Here is an 11,488-nt window from a genome sequence, read left to right as displayed (position 1 = left end):
GGTCGGCGATCTGTCATTGCCCGGTGATAGAATGCGCCCGACACTCATTCACGGAGCGGGCATGCAGATCAGCGAACAACTCAGGGTCGAGATTCAACGCAGCGTCGCGGCCTCGCTCGCGGAGGACGTGGGCACCGGCGACCTGACCGCCCGGCTGATCTCCGGCAAGGTCGACGCCCGTGGCCGGGTGATTACCCGAGAGGGCGCAATCTTGTGCGGCACCGCGTGGTTCGATGCCGCCTTCGCCGCAATGGAGCCTTCCTGCACCGTGCTGTGGCATGCCACGGACGGTGAGCCGATCGAACCGGGACAAGTCCTTTGCGACGTCATCGCAAGTGCCCGAGCGCTCCTCACCGCCGAGCGTACCGCCCTGAACTTCCTGCAATTGCTGTCCGGGACAGCCACCGTGACACGCAGCTACGTCGAAGCTGTTGCCGGTACCGGCGCGAAAATCGTGGACACCCGCAAGACCCTTCCGGGGCTTCGCCTCGCGCAGAAATACGCGGTACTGACCGGAGGTGGCGTCAATCACCGGATGGGCCTTTACGATGGCATTCTTGTCAAGGAAAACCACATCATTGCTTCAGGCAGCATTGCGCAGGTCATCGAGGACGCACGCCGCATTGCGCCCTCGAACGTGTTCATAGAGATCGAAGTCGAATCGCTGGCGCAGTTGACCGAAGCGCTCGACGCCGGCGCCGGTATGATCCTGCTCGACAACATGAGTCTTGATGAAATGGCCGAAGCGGTGCGAATGACCGACGGCCGGGCCGAACTCGAAGCTTCCGGTGGAGTAAACCTGGAGCGGGTGAGAGCAATTGCCGAAACGGGCGTCGATCGCATTTCGATTGGCGCCCTTACCAAGGATGTCAGGGCCATTGATCTGTCGCTTCGCCACATCGAAGAATGAACATCATGCGAGATGCTTGCCAAGCGCGATCGCCTTGTCTATAAGTGGCGAATCGCGCTGTCGCCAATCTTGCGGAGCCTGCCGGATGCTTTTTGGTCTTTACTATGTTTTCGCCATCGTCGTACTGATCCTGCACTTCACCGGTTATCTGGCGCGCAGGAATCTCGACTGGCTGCTCTATCTCGTGGCGGTGACAGTGTTTCCCGCCGTGCTTTATCTGTGAGGCTTGCGCGCGACCAGATCGATCAGGGCAGACATGCCCGAATGGCCCATCCCTTCCGAGAGCGACTTCTCGTAGGCGACAAGCCGCAGGAGATCGAAATCAGCGAAGGCCTGTGCGAGCAACGGCTCGGTATAGAGGTTTTCAACTGCCGAAGGCCCACCCGTGCCGTATTCGAGCTGTTTTGGCGTGTAACCATGCAAAAGCAGTAGCCCACCGGGTTTGAGCGTACGCTTGATATGTTCGAATAGGCGCTCGCGCTGCGCTGGTGGGGCGAACTGGATAAATACGGCCACCACCATGTCGTAGTGCTCGGCGGGCCAATCCCAGTCGAGCAGATCGGCAACCGTGAAGTTCACCGATACCCCTCTGCGGGCCGCGAGTCCCCGGGCCTTGTCTACCGCCACCGGTGCAAACTCGACTGCGTCTACCACGCAGCCCTGCTCGGCCAGCCACACACTGTTGCGCCCTTCACCATCGGCGATGCTCAACACGGTACTGCCCGGACGCACCAGCGCTGCCTGTGCGGTCAGGAAGACGCTCGGTGCCTCGCCAAACACGAAACGCTCGCCCGCATCGGCAAAGCGGTTGTTCCACATTTCCAGGGACATACCTGCCTCAACGCTCCAGATGACGGACGATGAAGGCCTTTACCGCATTGACGTCCGCTGCCATCACCTCGACCCGCTGCGGCAATTGCTCGATATCGCGCAGATCGGCAGGTCGTTCCGGCTTGCGTCCCAGCGCCTCCACGATGGTCTCCTCGAACTTTGCCGGAAGCGCCGTCTCGAGCACCAAGGTGGCAACACCGCTCTGAGGGTGCTCCAGGGCGACCTTCAGCCCGTCGGCGGTGTGCGTATCGATCACCGTCGTGTACTTCTGGTCGCACATGCGGATCGTGGCAAGCCGATCCGCATGGCTGCTGCTGCCTGACACGAAACCGAAATCGCCAATTTGCGACCAGAACGCGGTCTTGGTCAGGTCGAACGCGCCGCCGGCGTCGACGCTGGCCCAGAGTTCGCGAACGACCTCGGGATCTCGCCCCACCAGGTCGAACACGAAGCGTTCGAAGTTTGAAGCCTTCGAGATGTCCATCGACGGGCTCGAGGTGGCGTGGGTCTCGGCCGTCTTGCGTGGGCGGTAAATGCCGGTACGGAAGAACTCGTCGAGAACGTCGTTTTCGTTGGTCGCCAGTATCAGCTTCGCGACCGGCAGGCCCATCATGCGCGCGATGTGGCCGGCGCAGATATTGCCGAAATTGCCCGACGGCACGGCAAATGCGATCTGCTGATCATTGCTTTCGGTCGCGGCGAAATAGCCCTTGAAGTAATACACCACCTGGGCTGCCACCCGACCCCAGTTGATCGAATTCACCGCCCCGATCTTGTAGCGCGCCTTGAAGGCGTGGTCGTTGGAAACCGCCTTGACGATGTCCTGGGCGTCATCGAACATCCCGGTGACAGCAATGTTGTGAATGTTGTCGTCCTGCAGCGAATACATCTGGGCACGCTGGAAGGCACTCATACGACCATGCGGCGAGAGCATGAACACCTGCACACCGTGCTTGCCGCGCATCGCATACTCGGCTGCCGAACCGGTATCGCCGGAAGTCGCACCAAGGATGTTGATCGAATCATTACGCTTGTCCAGCACGTACTCGAAGAGGTTGCCGAGCAGCTGCATTGCCATGTCCTTGAAGGCCAGGGTCGGGCCGTTGGACAATTCGAGCAGCGCCAACCGGCCCGGCTCAAGCCATTTCACCGGAGTGATGTCGGCCGCATCGTCGCCCGCGCGGGTGTGGCAATACACCGCGGGCGTGTAGGTTCGTTCGCACAGCGCCCTGAGGTCCTCTGCGGGAATATCGTCGATGAAGCGCGACAGTATCTCGAAGGCGAGCTCGGCGTAACCGAGGTGGCGCCAGGCGTCGAGTTCGGCACGCCCTATCTGCGGATAGCTTTCAGGCAGGTAGAGTCCGCCGTCCGGCGCTAGGCCGCCCAGCAGGATGTCGGAGAAGGAAAGCGCGGGCGACTGGCCGCGGGTCGAGATATAGCGCATGGCGTGGACCGTTTGGAGACAGATCTGGCGCCGGCTCATTCGCCGGCACCGTATGGCATGTGTGATTACTTGGCGAGGTCTTCGAGTCGCAAGCGCACGACCTTGCCGATCACCACCGCAAGCCCCTCGATCTTGGCCACGGCCGCACTGATACGGCCTTCGATCGATCGATGGGTGAGGATGATGATGTCGGTCTGGGACTCGCCCTCTTCCGGCTCGCGCTGCAGCATCGCGTCGATGGAGATACCGTTGTCCGCAAGAATCCGTGTGATATCGGCCAGCACCCCGGGTTGATCCTCGACTCGCATGCGCATGTAGCAGGCGGTCTCGGCCTCGTCGATCGGCAGCACCGGAAGATCGACCATCTGGTCCGGCTGGAAGGCAAGATGCGGAACGCGATGCTCGGGATCTGCCGTGTGCAGGCGCGTGATATCGACGAGATCGGCGATGACCGCACTCGCGGTCGGCTCGGCGCCCGCACCTTTCCCGTAATAGAGGGTCGCACCAACCGCGTCTGCCTGCACCAGAACCGCATTCATCGCCCCCTCAACGTTGGCGATGAGCCTCTTGGCGGGGATCAGCGTCGGATGAACCCGCAGCTCGATACCGGCTTCCCGGCGGCGCGCGATACCGAGAAGCTTGATGCGATAGCCAAGCTGCTCGGCGTAACGAATATCGGCCGACTCCAGTTTGGTGATGCCTTCGATGTGCGCCTTGTCGAACTGGATCGGCACGCCGAATGCGATCGACGCCATCAACGTGGCCTTGTGCGCGGCATCGACACCTTCGATGTCGAAGGTCGGATCCGCCTCGGCATAGCCGAGCGCCTGGGCTTCCTTGAGCACGTCGGCAAAAGGCAGCCCCTTGTCGCGCATTTCGGAAAGAATGAAGTTGGTCGTGCCGTTGATGATGCCGGCGATCCACTCGATGCGGTTTGCGGTCAGGCCTTCGCGAAGCGCCTTGATGATCGGAATGCCGCCCGCCACCGCAGCCTCGAATGCCACCATCACGCCCTTCTTCTGGGCTGCCGCGAAGATCTCGTTGCCATGCACCGCGAGCAGGGCCTTGTTGGCGGTGACCACGTGCTTGCCGTTCTCGATCGCGGCCAGCACGAGGTCCTTGGCAACACCGTAACCGCCGATCAATTCGACGACGATATCGATCTCGGGATCGGTGACGACCGAAAAGGCATCGTCGGTAAGCCTGACACCCTCGCCAGCCACTTTCCTCGCCAGCTCGAGGTTCTTGTCAGCCACGGTCGCAATGCGGATCGGCCGTCCGGCGCGACGGGTGATTTCTTCCTCGTTGCGTTTCAGAACGGAGAACGTACCGCCACCGACGGTACCGATACCAAGCAGACCCACATTCATCGGTTTCATTTGAGCACTTTCCTGAATGAAAACGAGGGGATGGACATCCCCTCTCGAAAATAGAACGCATGCGCCCGAGACCGCTGCACGCCCGAATCGAGCGCCAGTACCTCACAGCCGAACAGGCGGGCGCGCTCCTCGAGCCAGGCCAACAGGCAATGACCCACGCCGGTCGACCGGGACGATTCGTCACTTACGAGATCGTCGACGTAAAGGCGACGCCCCTCGTAGGTGTTCTCGACCAGGCGCCACAAGGCCACCCCGACGACTGCCTCGCCACGCACCGCAACGGCCAGTCGGCCACCCGAAGCAAAAATGACCGACAGCCGCCCGGCATAGTCGGCCGGCAGCATCGGACGCAACTGGCGGTGGACCGCCTCGGCAGAGCGCAACAGGACAGGCTCGCAGACCTGCCCGTCGTCGTCCGTGACCGCGACGATCCGGACCTCAGCCCGCATGTCGCTTGCGGTAGTGTTCGAGGAAGCGGGCAATACGGGCGATCGCGTCGCGCAAGTCATCCTCGTGGGGCAGGAATACCAGCCGGAAATGGTCCGGACACGGCCAGTTGAAACCGGTCCCCTGGACCAGCAACACCCGCTCCTCTTCAAGGAGTTCGGCGATGAAGGCCTGGTCATCCTCGATCGGATACATCGCCGGATCAAGCTTCGGGAACATGTAGAGCGTGGCCTTCGGCTTGACGCAGCTCACGCCCGGAATCGCGGTGATCAGCTCATACGCCAGATCACGCTGGCGACGCATCCGGCCGCCTTCGGAGACGAGATCGTCGATGCTCTGATAGCCTCCCAAGGCAGTCTGAATCGCGAACTGCCCCGGCACGTTCGCACACAGACGCATCGAGGCCAGCATGTTGAGCCCTTCGATGTAATCCTGGGCGCCCCGCTTGTCGCCGCACACGACCATCCATCCCGCGCGGTAACCGCAGGACCGGTAATTCTTCGAGAGCCCGTTGAACACGATGGTCAGCACGTCTTCCGAGAGCGCAGCCACCGAAGTGTGCTCGGCGCCGTCGAAAAGCACCTTGTCGTAGACTTCATCGGCATAGATGATCAGCCCGTGCTCACGCGCGATCTCGATGATGCCCAGCAGGGTCGAGTCCGGATACAGCGCGCCGGTGGGATTGTTCGGGTTGATGACGACGATCGCGCGCGTGTTCGGCGTGATCCTGGAGCGGATGTCGTCGAGATCGGGCAGCCAGCCCGCCGACTCGTCGCAGAGGTAGTGCATTGGCGTGCCGCCCGAAAGGCTCACCGCCGCGGTCCACAGCGGGTAGTCGGGCGCAGGTACCAGCACCTCATCCCCCGCATTGAGGAGCGCATTCATCGACATCACGATCAGCTCGGACACCCCGTTGCCGATGTAGATGTCCTCGATGTCCACACCCTTGATGCCCTTTTGCTGGGTGTAGTGCATCACCGCCTTGCGTGCGGAAAAAATGCCTTTGGAATCCGAATAGCCCGCCGCGTTGGGCAGGTTGCGGATCATGTCCATCTGGATTTCTTCGGGCGCGTCGAAACCGAACGCGGCGAGGTTACCGATGTTGAGCTTGACGATCTTGTGCCCTTCGTCCTCGAGTTGCTTCGCCCGCACCAGGACGGGGCCGCGAATGTCGTAACAGACGTTTGCAAGCTTTGCTGACTTTGCGACGGTTTTCACGGAAGGCTTTTCACCGGAAGGTTTGGGCAACACCGGCTCGGTTGCGGCAGCCGCATCGCCAGCAATCTTGAGTTCGGCTCTACGGTTCATGGCAATCCTCCCGGATGTTTAAGGGCTTGGTCGAGGTTTCCGCGCCGCACCGTATCAAGGCGCCGCGGGAAAGCGAAAGCGTATTATGGTATTCAATACCGCCCATACCCGCAATTGAAGGCAGATCCTTTCATGAAGCTTTTTCAAGACAAAGCGGCAGATCTCAACATGGTCACCGGTTACGCCAACGATCACGTGATGATCAACAAGGTTCGTTACGACGGCAGTCTCATTCTTCAGCCGGAAAACATCACTGTGGACTGGGCTGTAGGTGGCTTCGAAGCGCTTTCGCTGGACGAGTTCGCACAGGTCGCCGCGCTCGGTGTCGACGTCGTGATCGTCGGCACCGGCGCGCGGCAACGCTTTCCGGCCGCCGCGCTGCTACAACCGTTCATCTCCGCGCGCATCGGCTTCGAGATCATGGATCTCGGTTCGGCTTGCCGAACCTACAACATTCTGGCAGGGGAGGGTCGCAACGTCGCGGCAGCGCTGATTCTCGAAAAACCCTGAGGTCCGATCCGACCTCATCGCAGCATGGGCGGATTGCAAGCGCTCGCTTGCTCCCTTACGCTGCGCCGTATCTCTTCCAGCCCAGGAGCATTTCATGATCGATCAGGCCGCACCCGATTTCACCCTGCCGGCCACCGGGGAACAGAGCGTGACCCTGTCCGCATTGAAGGGCACGAAGATCGTGCTCTATTTTTACCCCAAGGACAGTACCCCGGGATGCACCACCGAGAGCCAGCAGTTCCGCGACCTGCACGACCAGTTCAAGGCCGCGGGTTGCACAGTGTTCGGCATCTCACGCGACAGCATCAAATCCCATGAGAACTTCAAGGCCAAACAAGCCCTTCCATTTGAACTGCTGTCCGACAAGGACGAAACGGTGTGCAATCTGTTCGGCGTCATGAAACTCAAGAACATGTACGGCAAACAGGTGCGCGGCATCGAACGCAGCACCTTCGTGATCGACGGCAACGGCACGCTGCGTCACGAATGGCGCGGCGTGAAGGTCCCCGGCCACGCTCAGGCCGTGCTGGATGTCGTGAATTCCCTTTGACCCGGCCCCACTTCCCGCAAAGCAACCGTCACCCAGACCGGAAACGATAAATGGCCACACGACGCGCATCAAAAACAGAAAAAACCAAACTCTTCGTGCTCGACACCAACGTGCTGATGCACGATCCCACCAGCCTCTACCGCTTCGAAGAGCACGACATCTACGTGCCGATCATGACGCTCGAGGAACTCGACAACAACAAGAAGGGCATGTCGGAAGTCGCGCGCAACGCGCGTCAGGCAAGCCGCATGATGGACGATATCGTCTCGGCGAGCCCGGACGGAATCGACTCCGGCATCGACCTCGGCGAAGTTTCGCGCGGACTCGCCACGGGACGCCTGTTCCTCCAGGCGGAGGCAATCAGCGCTCACCTGCCCGATGGCCTCCCGACCGGCCGCGGCGACAACCAGATCCTCGCCGTCGTCCTTCATCTGCACAAGAAATTCGGCAAGCGCCCGGTCATCCTGGTGTCGAAAGACATCAACATGCGCATCAAGGCGCGCGCCCTGGGCCTCGAGGCCCAGGACTACTTCAACGACAAGGTCCTCGAAGACTCGGACCTTCTCTATACGGGCGTTACCCAGCTCGATGCGGATTTCTGGGAAGCACACGCGAAGGACATGGAGTCCTGGAAGCAGGACGGTCATACCTATTACCGGCTCACCGGCCCCGGCGCCTCTGAACTGCTCATAAACGAATTCGTGTTCCAGGACGGCGAACAACCGCTGCAGGCCTGGGTCACCGAGAAGGACGGGCGTACCGTCACCCTCGAATCGCTCACGGATTACTCCCACCAGAAGAACAACGTGTGGGGCATTACCGCGCGCAACCGGGAACAGAACTTCGCGTTGAACCTGCTGATGAGTCCGGATATCGACTTCATCACCCTGCTCGGTCAGGCAGGTACGGGCAAGACCCTGCTCACGCTTGCCGCCAGCCTCACCCAGGTGCTCGAAACCAAGCGCTACTCCGAAATCATCATGACCAGGGTGACGGTGCCGGTCGGCGAAGACATCGGCTTTCTGCCGGGCACGGAGGAAGAGAAGATGGCGCCGTGGATGGGGGCGCTGGAGGACAACCTCGATGTACTCAACGGCAACGCCGGCGAGGGCGGCGAATGGGGCCGCGCGGCAACCCGCGACCTGATCCGCAGCCGCATCAAGGTAAAGAGTCTCAACTTCATGCGCGGCCGGACCTTCATCAACAAGTTCCTGATCATCGACGAGGCCCAGAACCTCACCCCGAAACAGATGAAAACGCTGATTACCCGTGCGGGCCCGGGGACCAAAGTGGTATGCCTTGGCAATATCGCGCAGATCGACACGCCGTACCTCACCGAAGGCAGTTCGGGTCTTACCTATGTGGTTGACCGCTTCAAGGGCTGGGTGCATTCGGGGCACATCACGCTGCAGCGCGGCGAACGTTCCCGCCTCGCCGATTACGCGGCCGAAGTCCTCTGATACGACACCCGCTTGGCCGCAGTTTGCGCCAGATCAGGTCGCGAGACTCCTCTGGCGCAATATAATCGCGATTCGATTCGTTCAGACCGAGAGCAGTCCTGCCCATGACCGAAGCTACTGAAATGCTGGTCGGCGCGAGTGTCGACTTCCTGCGTCGTCACTCCCCTTTCAACCGGATGGAACACGAGGCGCTGGAGTTCCTCGCATCGCGGCTTGCCCTCGCCTTTCATCCAAAGGACAGCACCATCCTTTCACCCGAGATGGGGCAGGTAAAGCACTTCTACATCGTGCAGCGCGGCAAGGTCCAGGCCAGACAGACCGGCAATGTCTCGGTCACCGAATACTCGAGTCTGAGCATGGGGCCGGGGGAATGCTTCCCGATCGGCGCGATCTCCGCTCAACGCCCTTCGACCAATACCTATACCGCCGTCGAAGACAGCTTCTGCTTCCAGCTTCCGGCCGAAGACTTCGTGACACTCATGCAGATGAGCCCAGTCTTCCATCTCTTCTGCACGCAATACATCGCCAGCCTCCTCAACCAATCGCGGCAACAGCTTCAGATCCAGTTCTCGCAACGTGCGGCCGAACAGCAGACCATGACCACACCGCTCGGTCAGCTCATCAAGCGCGAACCGGTCTCGGTCACCCCGGACACGATCACCCGCAAGGCACTCCAACAGATGGCGGACGATCATGTCGGCTGCATGGTCGTGGTCGACGAAGGCAGAAAGCCCGTGGGCATTCTCACCCAGAGCGACATCCTTACCAGGGTGGTTCTGCCCGCTTTCGATCTATCCCGGCCGATCAGCGAAGTGATGAGCAAGTCGCCTCACGTGATGTTCTCATCGGCATCGGCATACGACGCGGCGCTCGAGATGGCGACTCACGGCGTCAGGCATCTCCTCGTCGTCGATGGCGAGGAACGCCTGCTCGGCGTGGTGTCCGAGCGCGACCTGTTCTCGCTGCAACGTATCGGCCTGCGTCAGATCCGCGCCGGCATCGAAAGCGCAAGTGACATCGAGGCCCTCCAGCAGGCCAGTCGCGACATTCGCCAACTGGCCCTCAATCTGATCGCACAAGGGATCGGCGCGGAACAGCTCACCCAGTTCATCTCGGCCCTGAACGATGCGCTCACCTGCCGGATCATCGAACTGAGCATCGATCGCCATGACCTTCATGACGCCGAATTTTCCTGGCTTGCCTTCGGTTCGGAAGGGCGTCACGAACAAACGCTATCCACCGACCAGGACAACGGCCTGATCTACGTCCTGCCCGAAGGGGTTGCCCAGGATGCATACAAGCAAAAGCTGATCGCCTTTGCACGCAGCGTGAACGAGGACCTTGCCGTCTGTGGTTTCCCGCTTTGCAAGGGCAACATCATGGCCAGCAATCCCGAACTTTGCCTCACCCTCGCCGAGTGGAAAAGCCGCTTCGGCTCGTGGATACGCGAACCGGATCCGAAAGCACTGCTGAACGCATCCATCTTCTTCGATTTCCGCACCCTTTTCGGCTCCGACAAACTCGCTGAACAGCTTCGCAGCTGGCTCCTGAGCAATGCCAGAACGAATACCACCTTCCTGCACATGATGGCGGCCAACGCGCTCACCGTCCCGCCACCGCTGGGCCGAATCCGCGACTTCGTCACCGACGACGACCCACAGCATCCCGGCACCATCGATCTTAAGAAATCGGGAGCCAGGCTGTTCGTCGACGCTGCGCGGATCCTTTCACTCCGGACAGGCGTGAGCTCGTCCAGCACAGTGCAGAGGCTTCGCCAGGCCGGGCAGAAACTCGGTTGGTCGGCAGATGAGCTCTCCGCCATCATCGACGGTTTCAACTTCATCCAGCTCCTGCGCCTGCGCTCTCAACATCTAGACACCGAGCATGACGCCCCCGGCGACAACCGGGTCAATCCCGAGCAGCTCAACGAACTCGATCGACGAATCCTCAAGGAAGCGTTCCGCCAGGCGCGCAAGATCCAGTTGCGGCTCAAACTGGACTATCAGCTATGAACTGGCTTTCGCGACTGGTCGGCGGCCACGCTGCCGCGGAGAATCTCAGCCCGCAGCTGAAGGACATCCTGGAAAGGTGGAAAGACATCCCGGAACCCGATCTCGGCCGGCCCCATTTCGAAACGCGTTACACGGTACTCAATACCGAGGCCACCGGTCTGGACCTCGACAAGGACCGACTGCTGGCAATCGCCGCTCTGGGTGTAAGCGGTGGCCTGCTCTCCCCGGGCGATGCCATATGCCACAAACTCGAATCCAGCCCCGCGGAAGCACTTGGGAAACTCCTCGAGTTCGTCGGCAAAGCCCCCGTCGCGGTATTCAATGCGGGCTTCAACAAGACCTTGGTCGAACGCGCTTTTGACGAGCACCTCGGGTTCACGCCGGAATGGCAGTGGATCGATCTGCAATGGATCCTGCCAGTCCTGTTCTCCGAGAAAATTTCCGAGCAGGTCCGGCTGAACAGCTGGATCGACGCCTTCGGCCTCGAAACCTTTCAGCGTCATCACGCGCTTGGAGACGGCCTGCTGATCGCGCAGATGTTGATCGCGGTACTCGGCCGCGGCAGCGTGCTTGGCGCCGTAACGGCGCGCAGCCTGACCGAAATGGAGCGCTCCCGGCGCGCGGCAAAACGTTGAAG

At 60.9% G+C, this 11,488-nt stretch carries 12 protein-coding genes; 7 read left to right on the top strand and 5 right to left on the bottom strand.

Features of this window, described 5'->3' with window-relative positions; genetic code table 11:
• The first annotated feature begins 61 nt into the window (after nucleotides 1-61).
• Complete coding sequence (gene nadC, locus GQB03_RS09555) at nucleotides 62-910, top strand: carboxylating nicotinate-nucleotide diphosphorylase (protein WP_159687975.1); 849 nt, start codon at nucleotides 62-64, stop codon at nucleotides 908-910.
• 85 nt (nucleotides 911-995) lie between these two features.
• Nucleotides 996-1,133 carry a hypothetical protein gene (locus tag GQB03_RS22955; RefSeq protein WP_200832164.1) on the top strand — a complete coding sequence of 46 codons (138 nt, stop codon included), beginning with the start codon at nucleotides 996-998 and terminating at the stop codon, nucleotides 1,131-1,133.
• Here the strand turns inward: GQB03_RS22955 and GQB03_RS09550 are convergent.
• From GQB03_RS09550 to GQB03_RS09530, 5 genes are all read right to left on the bottom strand, one after another.
• Nucleotides 1,124-1,741, bottom strand: coding sequence for an SAM-dependent methyltransferase (locus GQB03_RS09550; RefSeq protein ID WP_235027005.1), 618 nt, complete (start codon nucleotides 1,739-1,741; stop codon nucleotides 1,124-1,126). The two genes, GQB03_RS22955 and GQB03_RS09550, sit on opposite strands and share 10 nt — an antisense overlap.
• A 7-nt stretch (nucleotides 1,742-1,748) precedes the next feature.
• Nucleotides 1,749-3,185 (bottom strand): threonine synthase, encoded by a 1,437-nt coding sequence (thrC, locus tag GQB03_RS09545; RefSeq protein WP_159688496.1) that lies wholly within the window; start codon nucleotides 3,183-3,185, stop codon nucleotides 1,749-1,751.
• Nucleotides 3,186-3,250: 65 nt separating this feature from the next.
• On the bottom strand, nucleotides 3,251-4,564 hold the full coding sequence (locus GQB03_RS09540; protein WP_159687973.1) for a homoserine dehydrogenase: 1,314 nt from the start codon (nucleotides 4,562-4,564) through the stop codon (nucleotides 3,251-3,253).
• Nucleotides 4,561-5,013 carry a GNAT family N-acetyltransferase gene (locus GQB03_RS09535; RefSeq protein WP_159687970.1) on the bottom strand — a complete coding sequence of 151 codons (453 nt, stop codon included), beginning with the start codon at nucleotides 5,011-5,013 and terminating at the stop codon, nucleotides 4,561-4,563. Before GQB03_RS09535 ends, GQB03_RS09540 begins: the two co-directional genes overlap by 4 nt.
• Nucleotides 5,003-6,319 carry a pyridoxal phosphate-dependent aminotransferase gene (locus GQB03_RS09530; RefSeq protein ID WP_159687968.1) on the bottom strand — a complete coding sequence of 439 codons (1,317 nt, stop codon included), beginning with the start codon at nucleotides 6,317-6,319 and terminating at the stop codon, nucleotides 5,003-5,005. Before GQB03_RS09530 ends, GQB03_RS09535 begins: the two co-directional genes overlap by 11 nt.
• Before the next feature lie 132 nt (nucleotides 6,320-6,451).
• Here GQB03_RS09530 and GQB03_RS09525 point away from each other — a divergent pair, with 132 nt between their 5' ends.
• From GQB03_RS09525 to GQB03_RS09505, 5 genes are all read left to right on the top strand, one after another.
• Complete coding sequence (locus GQB03_RS09525) at nucleotides 6,452-6,829, top strand: Mth938-like domain-containing protein (RefSeq protein WP_159687965.1); 378 nt, start codon at nucleotides 6,452-6,454, stop codon at nucleotides 6,827-6,829.
• Nucleotides 6,830-6,923: 94 nt separating this feature from the next.
• Nucleotides 6,924-7,379: a thioredoxin-dependent thiol peroxidase gene (bcp, locus tag GQB03_RS09520; RefSeq protein WP_159687963.1), complete on the top strand. Its 456-nt coding sequence runs from the start codon at nucleotides 6,924-6,926 to the stop codon at nucleotides 7,377-7,379.
• 50 nt (nucleotides 7,380-7,429) lie between these two features.
• Nucleotides 7,430-8,839, top strand: a complete 1,410-nt coding sequence (locus tag GQB03_RS09515) for a PhoH family protein (protein ID WP_159687960.1) — start codon at nucleotides 7,430-7,432, stop codon at nucleotides 8,837-8,839.
• Nucleotides 8,840-8,943: 104 nt separating this feature from the next.
• Nucleotides 8,944-10,851, top strand: coding sequence for a DUF294 nucleotidyltransferase-like domain-containing protein (locus GQB03_RS09510; protein ID WP_159687957.1), 1,908 nt, complete (start codon nucleotides 8,944-8,946; stop codon nucleotides 10,849-10,851).
• Nucleotides 10,848-11,486, top strand: coding sequence for a 3'-5' exonuclease (locus GQB03_RS09505; RefSeq protein ID WP_159687954.1), 639 nt, complete (start codon nucleotides 10,848-10,850; stop codon nucleotides 11,484-11,486). The genes GQB03_RS09510 and GQB03_RS09505 overlap by 4 nt, the downstream gene beginning before the upstream one ends.
• Nucleotides 11,487-11,488: the final 2 nt, after the last annotated feature.

This window comes from Cognatazoarcus halotolerans, from assembly GCF_009800965.1.
In the GTDB taxonomy this organism is placed as follows: Bacteria; Pseudomonadota; Gammaproteobacteria; order Burkholderiales; family Rhodocyclaceae; genus Cognatazoarcus; species Cognatazoarcus halotolerans.
This window is presented reverse-complemented; position numbering and strand designations above follow the sequence as displayed.